Genomic DNA, 18,393 nt, shown 5'->3' on the forward strand with positions numbered 1-18,393 from the left:
GGACCTTTTCTCGCATGAACCTATCGTTGTTACGAAGGGAGTTCTGCGGTGACAAGGTCCTTCGCTTTTGCTCAGGATGACAGATAATGGAGGAAAGCAGCGCGCTATTACGCCTTCTTCCACTTAATGGTGCAGCCAATGGCTTTGGTAGAGCTGGTGGCGGCGGGTTTGCCGGCCAGAATATCCGTCATGGCCTGCTCCGCATATTTGGTTTTCACCTGCGAAGCATCTTCCGAGTTATCATCAATGGCGCCGATGTAGGAAACAATGAAATCAGCGCCTTTTTTCGTGACGATATACAGGTGCGGCGTGCGGGTGGCACCGTAAGTTTTAGCTACCTGTTGCGTCTCGTCGTGCAGATAGGGGAAAGGGAATTTCTGGCTGGCGGCGCGGGCCTTCATATCCCCAAAAGACTCCTCGGGCACCGCCGTAGCATCGTTGGGGTTAATGGCTACTACCGGATAGCCCTTAGGTGCATATTTCTGATGCAGTGCAATAATGCGGCTTTCGTAGGCCTGGGAAAAAGGGCAGGTGTTGCAGGTGAAGACCACTATGTAACCCTTGGTGGCCTTGTTATCGGCCAGGGAAACCATTTTGCCGTCCACGTTTTTCAGCTTGAAATCAGCGGCTTTGTCGCCGACCTGGTAGCCCGTCGGGCCCGCCACAAAGTTGCTGAGCAGCACTAGCGCCAGGCAGGCGCTAAAGAAGGAGAGGAGCTTTTTCATATGCGGATTGAATTTGGGTTGAATAACAAGGCTCAGGAATTAGGGCAGAAACTTCTGCAGCTGAGCCGTTAGCTCGGCCTGCGTGAATTCCTGCTCAAAGGTGGCGCGTTTCTGCTTATGGTAAATCAAAGTAAAAGGTATGGCCCCCGTCCATTTCGGATCCACTTTATCAATCCAGGAATTAGGGTCGGTTTCATTCAGCAGCACTACTTCCGATTTCAGAGCCCACTTCTGCACAAAGGGTATTACTTTCTTGTCCAGCTGCGAGGCATAATCCATGCTTACTAGCAGCACTTTTACTTTTTGTTTGGCGTAGGTGGTGTTCAGCTGCTCGAAATGCGGCAACTCCTTCACGCACGGCGCGCACCAGGTAGCCCAGAAATTCACCACGTAGATGGTATCGTTCTGGCGGTTTAGCAGTTTCTGGAGCTCTGGTAGCTTAATCACTCTAACCTGTTGCGCGCTGGCGGCAGTAGTGAGAAGCACGCCGGCCAGCACGGCCATCATCCGAAGTCGATTCATGTTGGGTGAAAGGCTGTTTAGGCAAAGACAGTTCAGGAAGCGCAAAGTTGCGGCGCTTAAGGGGATAAAACCGGCTGTTCATCATTTGAGTTAAAGCCTGGGATGGATAGTGTCTGCCGCTGACAGGAGAAAACGCATGATACCGGAACCCAAGAATTCTGTTTAAGCATCGAGGGAAAAGCCTCGTACCTTTGCCTTCAGCAACTTTACGCGTCCTCACGTAGTTTCTGCTACGCCCACTTTGTCCGCCGCATGACCCCGACTTCCGCTTCCAAGATTTACTGCCCCAGCCTCACCGAGTATCAGCGCCGCCTCAGCCGCGAAGTAAAAATCGGCGACGTGCCCATGGGAGGCCTGAACCCTATTCGGGTGCAGAGCATGACCACCGTGGATACCATGGACACGCTGGGCTCGGTGGAGCAGACGCTGCGCATGGTAGAGGCCGGCTGCGAGTATGTACGCATCACGGCGCCCAGCGTGAAAGAGGCCCAGAACCTGCTGGAAATCAAAAAGGAGCTGCGCAAGCGCGGCTGCCACGTGCCCCTCATTGCCGACATCCACTTCACGCCCAACGCCGCCGAGCTGGCCGCCCGCATCGTGGAGAAAGTGCGCGTAAACCCCGGCAACTACGCCGATAAGAAGAAGTTCGACATCATTGAGTATACCGACGCCAGCTACCAGGACGAGGTAAACCGCATTCGGGAGCGGTTCCGTCCGCTGGTGCAAATCTGCAAACAGTATGGTACGGCCATGCGCATCGGCACCAACCACGGCTCCCTGTCCGACCGGATTTTGTCGCGCTATGGCGACACGCCCCTGGGCATGGTGGAGTCGGCGCTGGAGTTCCTACGCCTCTGCGAGGAAGAGAATTACTACGATGTAGTGCTCAGCATGAAGGCCAGCAACACCCAGGTAATGGTGCAGGCCTACCGCCTGCTGGTGCAGAAGCTGGACGAAGAGGGCCTGCAGCCCTACCCGCTGCACCTGGGCGTAACGGAAGCCGGCGAGGCCGAAGATGGCCGCATCAAGTCGGCGGTAGGCATTGGCACGCTGCTGGAAGATGGCCTCGGCGACACCGTGCGCGTTTCCCTGACGGAAGCCCCCGAAGCCGAAGCCCCCGTGGCCAAAGCTCTGATTGACCGCTACACCCACCGCGCCGCCGAAGCCAAGCCTATGGCGGCGGTAACGGAAGTGCCCATCGACCCCTTCCAGTATCACCGCCGCGTGACGCGCGAAGTGCTGAACATGGGCGGCCAGAACGTGCCCCGCGTGATGGTGGATATTTCGCGCCTCGTCTCGGTAGAATATGCCGATTTGCGGGCCGTGGGCCACTTGTACTCGGCCTTTCTCGACAAGTTCCAGATGAATGACCTGGGCGCCGACTACCTATACAGCGGCCAGCGCCCCGTGCCGTTCATGCTGCCCAACGGCCTGAAGGAGGTAGTAGATTACAGCGCCTGGCTGGATGCCGGCCACCGCCCCGACCACTTCCCCGTGCTCACCCAGGCCGAGTACGCCGTGGCCGCGGCCAGGCACCCCGAGCTGAACTTCGTGTTCCATAACCTGGCTTCCCTCACCAGCGCCGCTCTGCAGCAGCTGCGCGAGGACAGCACCGCCGTGGTCATTCTTTATACCGATAACGCCCACGCCATGCCCGAAATCCGCCGCGCGTTTTTCGAGCTGATCAACAACGGCGTCACCAACCCGGTCATCATCAACCGCCAGTACCCGGAGCTCACGCCCGAGCAAACCCAGCTCTACGCCGCCACCGACGTAGGCGGCCTGCTGCTCGACGGCCTCGGCGACGGCGTGGTGCTGAGCACCGAGCTGCTGCCCGAGCGCCCGAAAGAGGAATGGCTCCAAAACATCGACCAGCTCAACCAGCTCAGCTTTGGCATTCTGCAGGCGGCGCGCACCCGCATGAGCAAAACGGAGTACATCAGCTGCCCCAGCTGCGGCCGCACCCTGTTCGATCTGCAGGAAACCACCGCCATGATCCGAAAGCGCACCGACCACCTGAAAGGCGTTAAAATCGGCATTATGGGCTGCATCGTGAACGGACCCGGCGAAATGGCCGACGCCGACTACGGCTACGTGGGCGTGGGCAAAGGCAAAATTGCCCTCTACCGCGGCCAGGAAGTCATCAAGAAATCCGTACCGGAAGCCCAGGCAGTGGATCAGCTTATTGAGCTAATGCGTGAGGATGGCCGATGGATTGAGCCGGTGTTGCTGGAGGAGCCAGTAGGGGTGTAGCAGGATACTTTTGAATAGTAATAGGAAATCTTTTATCATATAAAGGTTTCCTATTTTTTTGATACATACATCTATTATTAACTCATGGATCCAAATACAGATTCCCTAGATTTCTATAGACCATTTGATAGCAATGATTTTGTTTTTGAGCGATGCTTTCTTTGCGGTATAGATCTATCAAAAAGCAATAGATCTGATGAACATATATTTCCAAAGTGGTTGCTCCATAAATTTAATCTTTGGAATGAAACACTTACTATGATTAATGGCTCTAGATTCCAGTATAAACGATTAGTTATTCCTTGCTGCAAGGAATGTAATAATGAACACTTGGCAGCAATGGAAAGTCGATTTTTGAGTTTAATGGAAAGAAAATTTGAGAACCTGAATCATGATGATGAGCAAACTATATTTCAATGGGCTTCTAAAATTTTATATGGTACTCTCTACAAAGAATTGTCATTAAAAATGGATGTACGTAATCCTCACTTAGGACCATTGCTTACTCCAGAACAGGTAGAGAATTACGGGGCGATGCATTTACATCTACAGTCAATTCGGGTGCCGACAGAATTTATTCAACCTAAGCCTTGGTCATTATTCGTGTTTAATTATAAAGAAGATACTTATGACTATATTAATGAAATTCGCAAGCTGTGTTTTTCCATCAAACTGGGGGAAATAGGAGTGACCTTAGTATTCCAGGATAACAATGAGGTTGAAAATGTTTGTGCTCCCGTAAAAGGTTTGAATAATTTTATGCTAGATGATTTGCAATTTATAGAAGCTACTGCTTTGGTGTTTTATGGAAAATATATTGCTGAAAATACTCCAACATATATGAATATATATTGCAAATCAACCCAGAAAATGCAAGTGGTTTCCCTTAGAGCCTTGCGTAGTAAGCCTTGGGATGATCAAGAATATGCAGCGTTGTTAGAAGCAATGCTTGCTGCAAATGGTGTTTACTTAGATGAGCCTATATATTTAGGACCTGGTCAATTGCAAACTAGCTTGGTAGATGATGATGGAGTACTTATGATACATAAGTTGAACTCTAAAAAGGATTAGTTAAAAAGCCATAAAACATCCGCGCCGCTCACCCGTCTACCTCACCATGAAGATCAAAGCAATTCTGACCGGGGCAACCGGCATGGTGGGTGAGGGGGTACTGCACGAGTGTCTGAACCACCCGGAGGTAGAGCAGGTACTATCCATCAGCCGCAAGCCCAGCGGCATTACCCACCCCAAGCTGCGCGAAATCCTGCACGAGAATTTCCAGGATTTATCACCCATTCAGGACCAGCTGACGGGCTACAACGCCTGCTTTTTCTGCCTGGGTGTGTCATCCGTAGGCATGAAGGAGCCGGAGTACCGCCGCCTGACCTACGACCTTACGCTGCATTTCGCCCACACCCTGATGCCGCGCAACCCCGGCCTCACGTTCTGCTACGTGTCCGGTGCCGGCACCGACAGCACCGAGAAGGGCCGCCAAATGTGGGCCCGCGTGAAAGGAAAGACGGAAAATGATTTGCTGAAGCTGGGCTTCGCGCACGCTTATATGTTCCGCCCCGGCTTCATGCAGGCCACCCCGGGCTTGCAGCATACCTTGCCGTATTACAAATACTTCGGGTGGCTGTATCCGGCCCTGCGGAAGTTCCTGCCGCAATATGTCTCTACCTTAAAGGAGCTGGGGCTGGCCATGATTAACGTAGTGCAAAAAGGCTACTTCAAACCGGTGCTGGAAGTACCCAATATTGTGGCGCTTGCCAAGGGGTAACAAGGATGACAAACTTATAACGTCATGCTGAGCGCAGTTGAACCGAAGGTCGCCGTAGGCAAGCATCTCTACCGCTTCGCCTGTCATCCTGAGCTGGCGAAGGACCTTATCACGCTAGAACCAGTCGTTGTTTCGATGGTCGTTCAGCCCTAATAAGGTCCTTCGCCAGCTCAGGATGACAGATAGTTTGGCAACATCAGCCTGCGAGATGCTTCGACTGCGCTCAGCATGACCGTGCTTTTGTCAAAACCTCAGCCCGCGAGATGCTTCGGCTCTGCCTCTGCATGACATCCTTTTAGCTTTGAGGAGGGCAGGCAACCGGCGCCAGAGGCTATTCGCTACCTTTGCCGTGCATTCTCCCTACTGCATGATTCGAACCGTCATTTTTGATATGGATGGTGTGCTGGTTGACACCGAGCCGCTCCACCACGACGCCTTTTTTCGCCACTTTGCCGAACTGGGCATTCCCATGACGCGGGAAGAATATGCCACCTTCCTCGGCTCTTCCACCCGCAATGTGTACCAGCTGCTTAAGGAGCAGTTTGGCCTGCAGCAGGACGTGGAAGCGCTGATCCGCCGCAAGCGGGAGCTGTTTGGGGTTTCCTTCGAAGAATCGACGGAGCTGGAGTTGCTGCCGGGCGCCCGCGTATTAATTGAGGAGCTGTTCCGGTGGGGCATGCCCCTGCAACTGGCTTCCTCGGCTTCCAAAGAAACCATTGACCGGGTTTTCACCCGCTTCGGGCTGTACCCGTATTTCGACAACCTGGTGAGTGGGGAGGATTTCCCGAAGTCGAAGCCCGACCCGGCCATTTTCCTGCACGCGGCCAAGCTAAGCGGCATGCCTCCCCGGGAATGTTTGGTTATTGAAGACTCTGCCAACGGCGTAACAGCGGCTAAAGCCGCGGGAATGTTCTGCATCGGCTACCGCAGCGAGCATTCCGAAGGCCAGGACCTGCACCACGCCGACCACGTTGTATCGCACCTGAGTCAACTGAACTCCGCTACCATTCAGACGTTCGGCGTACCAGCGTACTAGTTTTCAATCGTCTGTTTTCAACAGCCTTTTTATAAACCTTTCATCCTGAGCTTCGCGAAGGACCTTCTCACGCATGCACAAGTCGTTGTTATCCGAGGCGTTCTAACGTGAGAAGGTCCTTCGCCAAGCTCAGAATGACAGACTGTTATGTTATAAAAATTATTGTGGGAGAGCAGAGGAAGGCTATTTAAGGCTTGAGGCCACTGGCACTTCTCTTCAAACTACGTAGTTATCAAAAGATAAACCGTGAGGCTTGCCGGATGAACAAACGCACACTAAACCTGCCGGAGCTGGGGTTGCTGCTGTTTTTACTGCGCGGCCAGGCTGGCGCTGAGCGTTTATTGGGAGAGCTGCATACAGCCCAGGTAACGGAGCTAAATACCGACGGAACCGGTAGTCTTCGGTTTGTGGGGAAGCAGCCGGACCGGCGGCTGGGCGAGCTGATTGCCCGCACCCAGTTCCTGGACGATGACGGCGTAGTGGTCCTGGTTTCCCTGTATCTGGATCAGGCAGGGGACCTGTATGAGCTGGACTGCTGGAAAGTGGACGACACCGCCGTGCGGCGGATTCCGGCATTCTAACCTAACAGGCTATTTGCACTTCTCCTTGCGGCGCGTGTCAATGATGTGCGCAATCTTCCAGCCCTCGGCTAGCTTCACCAGCTGAAAGGAATTGTAGCCGCAATGGCTGAAGGTAGTGCCCAGGTAAAACTCATAGGGCGTCCAGACGCTGGCCAGGTTGGCGTCAATCAGAATTTTATCGAAGCTGATGCGCTCATCCCATACTTCCTTGTGGGGCGTGCCCACGGCTTTCACGAACTCACTAGGGTTTTCCGGCCGCAGCTCGGTGGTGCCTTTGCGGTTGGCAATGGTGTGAAATATGGCGCCGGGAGCCAGCGTGGAGCGGACCAGGGTGCTGTCGCCCTTGCGCATTCCATCAAAGAACGTAGCAATGGTTTTCTTCACGGCCGCTTCTTCCAAAGCCCCGGACTGGGCCTTCGCTACTGGAAGAAACGCTAAAAAGGAACAGATGAGCAGCAGGATTTTCATATCAGGAAGGAGTGACCGGGAATAGGCGAAGATAGGGGAAAACCAGCCTCCCGGCACGCAGCACTAACCCGCCCTACCGCTAATTTACCCGCGTTTCTTCTCCCTTATTGGGCAGCTGCTGTGGCAGCGTATATGATTTAGTGGGCGAGGCGGCCTGCAGGGCCCGGGGAGTCAGCTCTGACTCCTCGGATACCGGCCGGGTGGCCTCCGGCGTATGCAACGCTACAATAGGAGTGCTCCTTTGCACATAGCGGGAAAACAAAGCCTGCACCGATGCCCGAACCGCGGCAAAAACCGGCTCTTTACTGTTCAGTACCAGAACCGGGTTGCCTTCCAGGGTATAAATGGGCAGGTTGTTGGTGGTTTCGTCCTGCCGGTACTCTATTACCCGGGCATAATACTGCCGGTGGGGGTTGAGGTTGCGGACCAGCACATCATTATCTTCCCCATTGCTCACTACAAAGGTTTCCGGGCCCAGGCGCTGGCCCTGCCCAAAGGAAGGATGGCCGGAATATGAAACGCCATCCTGGGGGAAGGCATCAACGGGCGTATCGGCTTTTACAAGCACGAGGCGCCGGGTACCATTGCCGTTGGTCCAGCGCAGCCGGGCGGCTTCGGTTTTAGAGGTGGTGGCGGTAAGCTCGGTGGCGTTGATTTCCGCCGGAAACAGATCCTGCTGGGGCCAGCTGTCGGCACCCTGAACACAGGTGCGACCCAGCTTGTCCAGTGCCTTCCAGAACGCCGCCGAGGTGGCGTTAGAGTTCAGCAGAATAGCGCAGGTGTAGCCATCGGGCGTGCGGGTTAGGTAGCTAGCGGTGCCATCAATAAAGCCGGTATGGCGCCAGGTTTCCTGGTTGAGCATCCAGCCTTTGGCGTAGGCCGGGTTAGCGGCAGACGGCGCGGCCATGGCTTCAATGGTGCTGGCGGAAAGCATATCAGCCCGGGAGTTGAACCCATCGGCCGCCAGAAGCAGCCGCACCAGGTCGCGGGCCGAGAAAATCCAGCCGCCGTGGGCGTTCATGGCTTCCAGGTTGAAGCCACCATAGCTGAGCGGTACTTTTTGCCCGGTGCCGTAGCAGGATGCCTTGCGGTTGCGGCCCTGGTACTCGGTTTCCCGCTCCTGACGGGCATCGGGCAGGTTATGGCCCAGGTGCGCCTCCAGCACCCCGGCCGGGCGGAGCACGTGCTCTGTCACCCAGGCTTCATATCGTTGGTGGGTTACCTGCTCCAGAATTTTGCCCAGCACCAAGTAGCCCACATTGGAATAGGCATAATGCTTACCGGGGGCTGTGTTCAACCCTCGCTTCAGCAAATAGCGGATGAGGGTGGAGTCGCCGACGGGGTTGGGCGCGTGCATGGCCTTGCTGACGGCCAGCGGGAAGTCGATAGGGTCGCAGCCGGAGTGGCCGTCGCAGGGTACGGTACGGTCCCAGCCGGCACTGTGCTCCAGCAGGTTCTGCACGGTCATATCATAGATACGCTTATCCGTAATAACGCTGAGGTAGTAGGGGCTTTGCAAGTAACCCGCGGGGCCAAAGGCCTTATAGTTGAGGCTAATGCGCCCATCTTCCACCAGCTTCATGATGGCAATGGCCGTCACGGGTTTTGAAAGGCTGGCTACCCGCAGCAGGTTATAGGGCTGCATGGGGGTCTGGCGGGCCTGGTCGGCGTAGCCAAAAGCCCGGTCGTAGACCAGCCTGCCATCCTTGCTGATGGCTACGGAGGCACCCAGCACGTCCCAGCGTTTCATAAACTGCTGAATGGCCGTGTCGCAAGGCGCGAGCTGGGGAACAGGAATACCGGTTTGAGCGGATGCTCGCAGGCCCAAAAGGACCAGCAGGAGCGTAAAAATTTGTTTCAAATGCTTGCCAACTACACGTTCCAACTTCACAGCTTAACCCCATCCGGGGAAGCCTTATAGGCAAGCAATTTATTTGAATATTCCGCGAAATAAAATTTAATAACAGGATAAATATTATGAATTATTCCGGATGAATTTGGTTGCTTCCAGCGCCGGTTAGTCAGGAGGCAAAAAGGGGCATACAGCTCATAAAATTCTATTTGATAGAAGACTGTGTTGGCTCGTTTCCAGCAAATGAGCCTTCTTCAATTACCTTCTGGGGGGCATATCATAGTTTAGGGCTCTGCATTCAGCTATATAAATATGCTGATAAACAGGAGGTGGCTACCATGCCTCGAATTAATCTGTTCATTTGCGGAATGCCGGCGCAGCAGCGAGACTCAAAACGCAGAAAATGGTGAGGTTGATAACTGTAAAACTTATTAGAGAACCCCGTTCCGGTCATGCTGAGCGCAGTCGAAGCATCTCTACCGCTTCGTTGCAGTGGTATACATACCACACTAGTAAGATGCTTCGACTGCGCTCAGCATGACAATGGTTTGATGACATCAGCACGCGAGATGCTTCGACTAACCCAGCAGGCCATTCACCTCAGTTTCGATAAACTTCTTTAAGCATCTTTAGCTAAGAGTATATACCGGGGGAAGCTGATAGCTGCTAACATATATTTCTCCCAGCGCCCGCAACTATGGCCCCGGGCTACTTGTTTCACTGGAAAGCATGCAGGTGCTGGAAAACGAGGGCGGCGTTTGTCTTATGGTTAGGCTTAAGTGCCCTTCTACCAAAGCCTGGTTGGCTACGGGCGGCGCTTTTTATTCCCGCAAACCTTACAAAGCCTGAATAGCTTTTTGTTGTAGTTTTACTTATTCACTCCCTTCTTCGGCGGGGTATTTTGTCAAGTCTATGCGTTCCAAAGGCCTCTTCGATTTAGGACCCGTGTTTGGTTATTTCTTCCGCAAGAATGATCCTAACCGTAAAACCAACTTCAACCTGCGCTCCATGCACTTCATCAATAAGCTGAGCATGGCCATGTTTGTGGTTGGCTTGCTGGTGCTGCTCTACCGCTGGTTTGTCCGGTAAAATCAGTTGCCAGTTGAAAGTTGCCGGGTATCAGAGCTCATCGGATGAACTGGCAACTCCCCACTGGCAACTGTAAACTGAATTCCCATGAATATTGAAGACTTCCGCGACTATTGCCTGCTCAAGCCCGGCGTAACGGAAGAAACGCCCTTCGGCCCGGAAACTCTGGTGTTTAAAGTGGGCGGCAAAATCTTTGCCCTCACGGACATCGACACGTTTGGCAGCGTGAACCTGAAGTGCGACCCGGAGTTTGCCATTGAGCTGCGGGAGAAATACGATTACGTACAGCCCGGCTACCACATGAATAAAAAGCACTGGAACACCGTGCTGATAGGCACCGGCGTAACGGATGAGCAGCTGCAGGAGTGGGTAGATCATTCCTATAGCCTGGTGCTGGCCTCGCTGCCCCGCACCGTGCGCGAAGCAGTGGCCGGGCCGCAGGAGTAGACCGGCCAGCTGCCGAAGTCAGTGTTTGTTAGGGCAGTAAGCCCCCTCTAATCAAACCTATAGCCCGTATGCGGGGCCGGCCACTCCGGCACGGGCTGGCCGGCCATTTCGCGCAGCGTGGTTTCAATCATGTAGCTCATGGAGTTGAGGGCAAGGTCATTGGGCTGCGTGCCAAAAGGCTCTTCAATTTCGCTGATAATGGCATCCAGTGCCATAAAAGTGTAGCCGATGAACACTACTACCAGCGGCGTGGCCCAGGTGATACTTTCCACCAGACCAAACGGCAGCAGAAAGCAGTAGAGGTACACCGTGCGGTGCAGCAGCACGCTGTAGGTGTAGGGCACGGGGGTGCTGGCCAGTCGCTCACAGCCGCCCACGATATCGGAAAGCTTGTTGAAGTTTTGGTCGAAGGCGAGTTGGGTGTTGGTATCCAGCAGGCCGGCGGCGCGGGCCTGCTGCACCCAGCGGCCCATTTCGCGCAGCAGCATAATGGGCTTAAAATGCGCCTGCTGCACGGCGTCGGCCAGATGGGGCGGGAGCAGGCGCTGCAGTTCAGCCGAAGGGTTAGTAAGACGCAGCTGATGCCGTAGGGTATGGGTGCAGGCTATGAGCAGCTGCATGAAGTGCGCCACCTCCGCCGAATTGGGTGGGTAGCCGCTCATGGTGAGGGCCTGGCGGGCCAGGGAGCGGCTGTCGTTGAGCAGGGACCCCCACAGCTTGCGCCCCTCCCAGAAACGGTCGTAGCTGACGGTGTTATAAAACCCCAGAAAGATGGCCAGCGCCACTCCAAACAGCGTGAAGGGTGCCGCCGTGAGCGGTATTCTATATTGAAAAATGGTGCCGTGATAGTACGTCACCACCACCGACAATACAAACAGGAGGAAGAGCCGGGGCAGAATCTGCGGCAGCACCGAGCCCTCCCACACAAACAGCATTTGAAACCAGTTGTACTTAGGTCGGATAATCATAGGCCCCCTTACGACTGAACCACGGATTTGGCTGCTGCCAATCAGCCACAACTGAAGTAAAACACCAGAGACGTTCCTACTACCGTGTCATCCTGAGCTTGCGAAGGACCTTGTCACAGCGGAACGAGTCGTTGCTTGGCAAGTAGTTCTTTCGTGAGAAGGTCCTTCGCAAGCTCAGGATGACACTGAGGTGTGGTGAGAATAGAGGAGAAGTTGAAATAAAAAAAGGCCCATTGGAGCTAACCAGCGGGCCTTTTGCTTTTGTGTAGTTGGGTAATTACACCACCACGTTTACCATGCGACCGGGTACTACAATTACCTTTTTGGCTTCTTTGCCCTCGGCGAAGCGGGCCAGGATATCAGTAGCGCGCACGGCGGCCTCAATCTCAGCGGGGGTGGCGGTAGCGGCAAACTGCAGCTGCTCACGCACTTTGCCGTTGATGGCTATCGGATACGTAACGGTGTCTTCTACCAGATACTCTTCCCTGAACTCGGGGTAGGAGGCGGAGCTGATGCTGCCGGCCGCGTGGCCCAGCTTCTGCCACAACTCCTCCGCCAGGTGGGGCGCGTAGGGCGAAATCAGTACCACCAGTGGCTCCAGCACGGCGCGCTTGTGCGAGTCCAGGGCCGTCAGCTCGTTCACCGTAATCATCAGGGCACTCACGGTGGTGTTAAAGCTGAACCGCTCAATGTCTTCCTCTACTTTCTTAATGGCCTTGTGAAGCGCCTTCAGTTCCTGCGGCGTAGCAGATTCATCAGTTACCGCAAACTCGCCATCCTGCGGGTGGTAGAGGCGCCAGAGCTTCTTGAGGAAGCCCGAAACGCCGCTCATGCCGTTGGTATTCCAGGGCTTGAACTGCTCCAGTGGCCCCAGGAACATTTCGTACAGGCGCAGCGCATCAGCCCCAAACTTCTCAATGAGAACATCCGGGCTCACCACGTTGTACTTCGACTTCGACATCTTCTCCACCTCGACGCCGCACATGTAGGTGCCGTTATCCTCTAAGATGAACTCAGCCGTGGCGTACTCATCACGCCATTTTTTGTAGGCTTCAATATCAAGCACATCGTTTTCCACGATGTTCACGTCCACGTGGAGTGTGGTGGTTTCGTACTGGTCTTTCTTGCTGGCCGTCACAAACGTGTTGGTGCCGTTGATGCGGTACACGAAGTTCGAGCGACCCAGAATCATGCCCTGGTTGATGAGCTTCTGGAAGGGCTCATCAGCCGTTACCAGGCCCAGATCTTTCAGGAACAGGTGCCAGAAGCGGGAGTAGAGCAGGTGGCCCGTAGCGTGCTCTGCACCACCCAGATATAAGTCTACATTCTTCCAGTATTTCTCGGCTTCTTCGCCCACGAAACGGGTTTCGTTGGTGGGGTCCATGTAGCGCAGGTAGTACCAGGAAGAGCCGGCCCAGCCGGGCATGGTGCTCAGCTCGTACTCGTACTGACCTTTGTACTTCCAGTCCTTGGCGCGACCCAGGGGCGGCTCGCCGGATTCAGTGGGCTTGTACTCGTCAATTTCCGGCAGTACCAGCGGCAGGTCGGCTTCAGCCACGCCGTAGGCTACACCATCCTTGTAGTAAATCGGGATGGGCTCGCCCCAGTAGCGCTGGCGGCCGAAGATGGCGTCGCGGATACGGAAGTTGGTTTTGCCTTTGCCCTGGCCTTTCTCTTCCAGGTAAGCAATAAGCTTTTGGGTAGCTTCTTTGTAGCCGAGGCCATTGATGATGCCCGAGTTGATGTACTGGCCTTCCTTGGTGGGGTCGGCTTGCTCTTCCAGGTTATGCTGCGCGTCGGTTACCTGAATAATGGGCAGGTTGAAGTGCTTGGCAAAAACATAGTCGCGCTGGTCGCCGCTGGGTACGGCCATTACGGCGCCGGTGCCGTAGCCGGCCAGCACGTAATCAGCAATCCAGATCTGCACCGGCTCGCCGCTTACCGGGTTAATGGCGAAGCTGCCCGTGAAGGCGCCGGAAACCGTCTTGGTATCGGCCATCCGGTCGCGCTCCGAGCGGCGCTTGGTGGCGTTGATGTACTCCTCAATGTGCTCCTTCTGCTCTGGCGTGGTCAGCTCCGTCACTAGCTCGTGCTCGGGGGCCAGCACCAGGAAAGTGGCACCGTAAATAGTGTCTACGCGGGTGGTATACACCTTAATGTGGGCGCTGGGGTGGTTTTGCACCTCAAACGTCACCTCGGCGCCAATGCTCTTGCCAATCCAGTTGCGCTGCATTTCCTTCACGGCTTCGGGCCAGTCGATGTGGTCGAGGCCGCGCAGGAGGCGGTCGGCGTAGGCGGTGATGCGCAGGTTCCACTGGGGCATGAGGCGGCGCTCTACGGGGAAGCCGCCGCGCTCGGAAAGCCCGTCTTTTACTTCATCGTTGGAAAGCACCGTGCCCAGGCCGGGGCACCAGTTCACGTAGGTGTCCTGCTGGTAGGCCAGGCGGTAGGGGTGCACGGCCTGCAAACGCTGTTTTTCGCTGAACGACTGCCACTGGCCCGCCGTGAAGCTGTGCCGCTCCTCATCGTCGCCGGCCGCGCGAATTCCTTCGCTGCCATTCTGCTCAAACTTCTCCAGTAGAGTTTTCAGCGGCTCGGCGCGGTCGGTATCCAGGTTATACCAGGAGTTGAACAGCTTGAGGAAAATCCACTGCGTCCACTTATAGTAGCTGGGGTCGGAGGTCCGCACTTCGCGGCTCCAGTCGTAGCTGAAACCCAGGGAGTTGAGCTGCCGAATGTAGGTTTCAATGTTCTGCTCCGTGGTAATAGCAGGGTGCTGCCCGGTCTGGATGGCGTACTGCTCGGCAGGCAGGCCGAAGGAGTCGAAACCCATGGGATGCAGCACGTTAAAGCCCTGCAGGCGCTTGTAGCGCGACACAATATCCGAAGCAATGTAGCCCAGCGGGTGCCCTACGTGCAGCCCTGCCCCGGAGGGGTACGGGAACATGTCCAGCACATAAAACTTGGGCTTATCCGAGCTGTTTTCGGCTTTGAAGGTATTCTGCTCTTTCCAGTGGGCTTGCCACTTCTTCTCGATATCCTGGGGGTAGTAGCCGGGCATGGTAATCTGCTTCGTTGACAGGGGCGAAATTACGGAAAGAACCGCACCGCCTCATGTTCTGAAAATTCTTTGTGTAATACCAGGCTTACCAGGGAGTTGCCTCGTGCTCTACTGCTTTCGTGCTTAGAAGCTTAGGGCCATGGAGGAGGTCAGGCTGCCATAGCTATGCGTGGCACCGCCTGTGGTGGTTGGCTCAAACAGCGCGGCTTTGCCGCGCCACACGCGGCCTTCCAGCCGCACCAGCAGCTGTGGGGAAGGCGCATAGCCGGTGGTAAGGGAGGCGGCAGCCACTTGGAACAAAGGAGTAGTAGCCAGAGGGCGGCTGGATTGAATAACCACGCCGTGCCGTGAATGATAGTACTCGGCACGGGCAGTGGCTTGCCATTGGCCGGAGAGCTGAAAGCGGGCCAGGGCTGCGCCGGTATGCCAGGTGTCGGCCACCCGGTTGGGCGCTTCCTGCAAGCCCACATCAAACACCAGGGCTAGCTGCAGGCGCTTTGAAGTTTCATAAGTGACGTAAAAATCATGGAAGAAGCGCCGCCGCCGCGCCGAATCCTGGGGCTGCTCGTTGCCATAAAAAGTGCTGCTGTTGAGCAGGAGCCTGTCCGTTGGTTTCCACTGCAACTGCGTGCCCAGGGCTTTGCCTCGGTTGTTGTCCCGCAGGTTCTGCCAGCCGTTCAGCACCAGCCCGGTAAGCGTAAGCCGGGGCGTGGGGGCGTAAGTAAGGCGCACCCCGGCCTCATAATAAGGCGAGTTTTCCGCCATAACTGAGCGGGTCAGCGTCCAGTTATCTTTGCTGATGGCCGACTCGAACCCAATGTGAGAGGAGAAAATCCCCATATCCAGCCAGATATTTTGGGTAGGCTGAAAGCCTGCATAGGCTTCATACAAATGCCGAAGCGGCCCCGGCTCGGCCGCATAATTCGCTTCTACATAGGTGCCGGCCTGCAGGGCCAGCGCCCCCCTTATGCCGCCTTGCTGGTAGCGGATTCCCAGCAGGCCATTGTTGAGCGCAAATTCATTAGCCCGATTATGAGAGTACAGAAAAGCGGGCCGCTGTTGTCGTTTGGTAGGAAAATCGAAGCCGTAATACGCGTCTAAAAAACCATAAACCGTCACGGGGCTGGCTGCTGTGGAGTCGGCAGGAGGGGTTTGGGCCAGGCCAATCCGCGAAAAAAGAAGCGCAGATAGGATGAGTAGCGTGTGTTTCATCAATAGCCGGTCAGCGTACTGTAGGTGTTGGGGCGGATAAATATCGTTTGGTTTTACCGTACGGCCGCCGGGTTCAGCCCGTCCCAGGTTCCTTCCGTGCTCAGCACCCGAAACCGCGCAAACAGCTCCTCGCCATACCATTTCTCCTGGCGCGTAAGCCGGATTACCTCTTTGTGCAGCTCGTTGCGGTAGGCAAACGTCTGCATGGCCTGCACCGACTCCCAGATACTGAACGTGGCCTGCCGGACCACCGGCAGCTCGCCCAGGCCAATAGAAGCCTGCACGCCCGGGGCCTTGTTGGCGGCGGCCAGACTGGGCGCTACGTAGCGCCAGAAGCGGGGCGTTTTTTGCCACCGGATAGAGGCCCGCGTAAGCACCGCTACCGGCCCCTCAGCCGGCAAAACCCCATCCGTGGGGTACGCAAAAGGGTTGCTGCCATCCCAGAGGCCGTGGGCCTGCATAGGGGCCAGCCGCGCCGTCCAGATTTCCTGGGTGCGGTTCCGGTATTCCTGCCACACCGGGTGCGTGGCAAAGAAAGTAGCCGCGGCTTCTTCTGATTCCCACACGGCCATAAAGCCGTAGCGGTTCAGGTTGGGCATAAACTGATAGGAGTCTGCCCCGCTGCCCAGCAGTTTATGGAAACGTAGCCCCGGTACCCGTTGCAGCGGCCGTTGGGCGGTGCCCATCTGCGCCAGGCCCCAGCGGCCATTGCCGGGACGTAGGGTAAGCACGGAAAGAGTGGTGAGTGGCACTGCTAAAAATAAAGTTAGTTTCCCGCCTTAGTTGCGGAGGGGTTTTGGTTGATCAATTGTTGTTTTACAAGGAACGTCATGCTGAGCGGAGTCGAAGCATCTCGCGTGCTGACGTTAGAGTGGTAAACTCAACGACCACGAGCGAGATGCTTCGACTACGTTCAGCATGACCCTCTTTCGGAAAGAAAAAACGTTCTGCCGTTCATCAACCACCCCTAACCCCTCCTCATCTGAGGAGGGGAACTAGCTCAAGCTGCTGATTCCTCGCCCTAAAACAACAAAAAAGGGCCGGAACTGCTTCCGGCCCTTTTCAAAAGTGTGCAGCAAACTTACTTAACCTTCACCTCGGCGTGCTGGTTTACGTCGTCGTCCTTGCTGGGCTCGCCGGTTACTACGGCGCGGGCGTAGGCATAAACCTGCGTGAGCAGGGAACTGGGCGTATCCCAGTACTCGCCTTTATCAATTTCCACCTTCAGAATCATAATCTGAGGGTCGTCTTTGCCTTTGGGGAACCAGGCGCGCATGGGCTCACTCCAGAGTTCATCAATCTTGGCCTGGTCGCGGAAGGCGTTGGCACGGCCCGATACCGAGACGTACACGTTGCTGTCGGGGTTGGAATAGCTCAGGTTTACCTGGCTGTCCTTTTTAACCTCGTAAATCTTGGCCGAATCTTTATCCGTCAGAAATAGCAGGGAGCCATCAGCATCCGGCTTCTGCGTGAACATGGGGCGGCTATGCAGGTAGTGCTGGTCATCGGAAGTGGTGAGCATGGCAATGCGCACATCTTTGATTTTTTCCAGCAGCGTAGTCAGATCGTGGGTGACGGGTGTTTTGGATGACATAAGCGTAGAATCGTAAGTGGATGTCGGGTTGTAAAACGTCTCAGTGCTTACGGGCTGGCTCCGGCCATGGTTTGCACGCGGGCCGGCGCCACCCGAAAGTACTGGCCAAGACCTTACCTTGCATCCGTGAATTTTCTAGCTCATCTGCTGCTCTCCGGCCCGCCCGCGCATCCGCACTACCAAGATATTGTAGTCGGTAATTTTGCCGCCGAGGCCGTGCGGGGCCGCGCCGGCCTGCTGGCTTATCCTGAGGCCGTGCAGCGCGGTATTATCCTGCACCGCGCCATCGATACGTTTACGGATGCCCACCCCATTGTGCGCCGCACCACCGCCCGTCTGCGCGCGGCCGGCCTGGGCAAATGGGCCGGGGTGGTATCCGATGTTGGTTTCGACCACCTGCTGGCCCGCAACTTCACGGAGTTTCATGACGATGCCGCCGAGCCGCTGGCCGCCTTCAGCCAGCGCATGTATACGCTGCTACACGCCCGCCGCGAGGAGCTACCGGAGCGCCTGCAGCACATGCTCCACTACATGCGCCGCGACGACTGGCTTACCGGCTACGCCCAGCCAGAAGGCTTGCGTCGGGCGTTGTTGGGGTTGAGCCGCCGTGTACCCAGTGCAGAAGTGTTAGCAACGGGAGCGGAAGCATTTCTGGCGGAGTTGCCGGCGTATGAGGCGGATTTTCGGGCGTTTTGGCCGGAGTTGCGGGCGGGGGTAGCTGGGCGAAGCGTTGGGTAGATAAAGGGTTAAATGATGTTCTCTAGTTTTGGATGGCCTATTTTATGGGGAAGTCTAGAGAACTAGA

Annotated in this window: 17 protein-coding genes; 8 read left to right on the forward strand and 9 right to left on the reverse strand. The window is 55.7% G+C overall.

From position 1 onward, the window contains the following. Nucleotides 1-107: 107 nt before the first annotated feature. Complete coding sequence (locus tag AM218_RS05800; protein WP_054412705.1) at nt 108-725, reverse strand: thioredoxin family protein; 618 nt, start codon at nt 723-725, stop codon at nt 108-110. Nucleotides 726-764: 39 nt separating this feature from the next. Next, the gene (locus tag AM218_RS05805; protein ID WP_071843707.1) at nt 765-1,247 is read right to left on the reverse strand and encodes a TlpA disulfide reductase family protein; all 483 of its coding nucleotides are present in this window, start codon (nt 1,245-1,247) and stop codon (nt 765-767) included. A gap of 252 nt (nt 1,248-1,499) precedes the next feature. Between AM218_RS05805 and ispG the strand changes: the two genes are divergently transcribed. The 5 genes from ispG (at nt 1,500) to AM218_RS05830 (ending at nt 6,897) form a co-directional block, all read left to right on the forward strand. Further along, nucleotides 1,500-3,500, forward strand: coding sequence for a (E)-4-hydroxy-3-methylbut-2-enyl-diphosphate synthase (gene ispG / locus AM218_RS05810; RefSeq protein WP_054412707.1), 2,001 nt, complete (start codon nt 1,500-1,502; stop codon nt 3,498-3,500). 84 nt (nt 3,501-3,584) lie between these two features. Beyond that, nucleotides 3,585-4,571, forward strand: coding sequence for a hypothetical protein (locus AM218_RS05815; RefSeq protein WP_157547539.1), 987 nt, complete (start codon nt 3,585-3,587; stop codon nt 4,569-4,571). Between the two features lie 46 nt (nt 4,572-4,617). After that, nucleotides 4,618-5,280, forward strand: coding sequence for a Rossmann-fold NAD(P)-binding domain-containing protein (locus AM218_RS05820; protein ID WP_054412711.1), 663 nt, complete (start codon nt 4,618-4,620; stop codon nt 5,278-5,280). Nucleotides 5,281-5,647: 367 nt separating this feature from the next. After that, nucleotides 5,648-6,316 carry an HAD family hydrolase gene (locus tag AM218_RS05825; protein WP_054412713.1) on the forward strand — a complete coding sequence of 223 codons (669 nt, stop codon included), beginning with the start codon at nt 5,648-5,650 and terminating at the stop codon, nt 6,314-6,316. Nucleotides 6,317-6,576: 260 nt separating this feature from the next. Next, a complete protein-coding gene (locus AM218_RS05830) occupies nt 6,577-6,897 on the forward strand; it encodes a DUF6984 family protein (RefSeq protein ID WP_054412716.1) in 321 nt (106 codons plus the stop codon). Between the two features lie 9 nt (nt 6,898-6,906). On the opposite strand, the gene AM218_RS05835 is transcribed toward AM218_RS05830, so the two are convergent. After that, nucleotides 6,907-7,365 carry a nuclear transport factor 2 family protein gene (locus AM218_RS05835; RefSeq protein WP_054412718.1) on the reverse strand — a complete coding sequence of 153 codons (459 nt, stop codon included), beginning with the start codon at nt 7,363-7,365 and terminating at the stop codon, nt 6,907-6,909. A gap of 79 nt (nt 7,366-7,444) precedes the next feature. Further along, a complete protein-coding gene (locus AM218_RS05840) occupies nt 7,445-9,226 on the reverse strand; it encodes a serine hydrolase domain-containing protein (RefSeq protein WP_157547540.1) in 1,782 nt (593 codons plus the stop codon). A gap of 903 nt (nt 9,227-10,129) precedes the next feature. Here AM218_RS05840 and AM218_RS16925 point away from each other — a divergent pair. Together AM218_RS16925 and AM218_RS05845 are read left to right on the forward strand one after the other, a co-directional pair. Next, entirely contained in the window at nt 10,130-10,306 is a 177-nt protein-coding gene (locus tag AM218_RS16925; RefSeq protein ID WP_197070399.1) for a DUF6728 family protein, read from the forward strand. A gap of 87 nt (nt 10,307-10,393) precedes the next feature. Then, nucleotides 10,394-10,753: an MmcQ/YjbR family DNA-binding protein gene (locus AM218_RS05845; protein ID WP_054412722.1), complete on the forward strand. Its 360-nt coding sequence runs from the start codon at nt 10,394-10,396 to the stop codon at nt 10,751-10,753. A gap of 47 nt (nt 10,754-10,800) precedes the next feature. Here AM218_RS05845 and AM218_RS05850 read toward each other — a convergent pair whose 3' ends face one another. The 5 genes from AM218_RS05850 to AM218_RS05870 form a co-directional block, all read right to left on the reverse strand. Further along, a complete protein-coding gene (locus AM218_RS05850) occupies nt 10,801-11,721 on the reverse strand; it encodes a bestrophin family protein (RefSeq protein WP_054412724.1) in 921 nt (306 codons plus the stop codon). A gap of 277 nt (nt 11,722-11,998) precedes the next feature. Next, the gene (gene leuS / locus AM218_RS05855; RefSeq protein ID WP_054412726.1) at nt 11,999-14,782 is read right to left on the reverse strand and encodes a leucine--tRNA ligase; all 2,784 of its coding nucleotides are present in this window, start codon (nt 14,780-14,782) and stop codon (nt 11,999-12,001) included. Nucleotides 14,783-14,905: 123 nt separating this feature from the next. Continuing rightward, the gene (locus tag AM218_RS05860) at nt 14,906-15,994 is read right to left on the reverse strand and encodes a porin (RefSeq protein ID WP_071843708.1); all 1,089 of its coding nucleotides are present in this window, start codon (nt 15,992-15,994) and stop codon (nt 14,906-14,908) included. A 53-nt stretch (nt 15,995-16,047) separates the two neighbouring features. Then, nucleotides 16,048-16,746, reverse strand: a complete 699-nt coding sequence (locus tag AM218_RS05865; protein WP_054412731.1) for a hypothetical protein — start codon at nt 16,744-16,746, stop codon at nt 16,048-16,050. A gap of 329 nt (nt 16,747-17,075) precedes the next feature. Next, nucleotides 17,076-17,588, reverse strand: a complete 513-nt coding sequence (locus tag AM218_RS05870) for a pyridoxamine 5'-phosphate oxidase family protein (RefSeq protein ID WP_054412733.1) — start codon at nt 17,586-17,588, stop codon at nt 17,076-17,078. A 126-nt stretch (nt 17,589-17,714) separates the two neighbouring features. On the opposite strand from AM218_RS05870, the gene AM218_RS05875 reads away from it, so the two are divergent. Then, nucleotides 17,715-18,326 carry an acyl carrier protein phosphodiesterase gene (locus AM218_RS05875; protein ID WP_054412735.1) on the forward strand — a complete coding sequence of 204 codons (612 nt, stop codon included), beginning with the start codon at nt 17,715-17,717 and terminating at the stop codon, nt 18,324-18,326. The last annotated feature ends 67 nt before the right edge of the window (nt 18,327-18,393 follow it).

Origin of the sequence: Hymenobacter sp. DG25A, from assembly GCF_001280305.1 — a bacterium.
In the GTDB taxonomy this organism is placed as follows: domain Bacteria; phylum Bacteroidota; class Bacteroidia; order Cytophagales; family Hymenobacteraceae; genus Hymenobacter.

Excerpts from the sequence above, each read along its gene's own strand:
- AM218_RS05825 (WP_054412713.1), top strand. The coding sequence starts at position 5,648 with ATGATTCGAACCGTCATTTTTGATATGGATGGTGTGCTGGTTGACACC.
- AM218_RS16925 (WP_197070399.1), top strand. The coding sequence starts at position 10,130 with ATGCGTTCCAAAGGCCTCTTCGATTTAGGACCCGTGTTTGGTTATTTC.
- AM218_RS05830 (WP_054412716.1), top strand. The coding sequence starts at position 6,577 with ATGAACAAACGCACACTAAACCTGCCGGAGCTGGGGTTGCTGCTGTTT.
- AM218_RS05820 (WP_054412711.1), top strand. The coding sequence starts at position 4,618 with ATGAAGATCAAAGCAATTCTGACCGGGGCAACCGGCATGGTGGGTGAG.
- AM218_RS05800 (WP_054412705.1), bottom strand. The coding sequence starts at position 725 with ATGAAAAAGCTCCTCTCCTTCTTTAGCGCCTGCCTGGCGCTAGTGCTG.
- AM218_RS05850 (WP_054412724.1), bottom strand. The coding sequence starts at position 11,721 with ATGATTATCCGACCTAAGTACAACTGGTTTCAAATGCTGTTTGTGTGG.
- ispG (WP_054412707.1), top strand. The coding sequence starts at position 1,500 with ATGACCCCGACTTCCGCTTCCAAGATTTACTGCCCCAGCCTCACCGAG.
- AM218_RS05815 (WP_157547539.1), top strand. The coding sequence starts at position 3,585 with ATGGATCCAAATACAGATTCCCTAGATTTCTATAGACCATTTGATAGC.
- AM218_RS05870 (WP_054412733.1), bottom strand. The coding sequence starts at position 17,588 with ATGTCATCCAAAACACCCGTCACCCACGATCTGACTACGCTGCTGGAA.
- AM218_RS05845 (WP_054412722.1), top strand. The coding sequence starts at position 10,394 with ATGAATATTGAAGACTTCCGCGACTATTGCCTGCTCAAGCCCGGCGTA.
- AM218_RS05835 (WP_054412718.1), bottom strand. The coding sequence starts at position 7,365 with ATGAAAATCCTGCTGCTCATCTGTTCCTTTTTAGCGTTTCTTCCAGTA.
- AM218_RS05805 (WP_071843707.1), bottom strand. The coding sequence starts at position 1,247 with ATGAATCGACTTCGGATGATGGCCGTGCTGGCCGGCGTGCTTCTCACT.
- AM218_RS05860 (WP_071843708.1), bottom strand. The coding sequence starts at position 15,994 with ATGAAACACACGCTACTCATCCTATCTGCGCTTCTTTTTTCGCGGATT.
- leuS (WP_054412726.1), bottom strand. The coding sequence starts at position 14,782 with ATGCCCGGCTACTACCCCCAGGATATCGAGAAGAAGTGGCAAGCCCAC.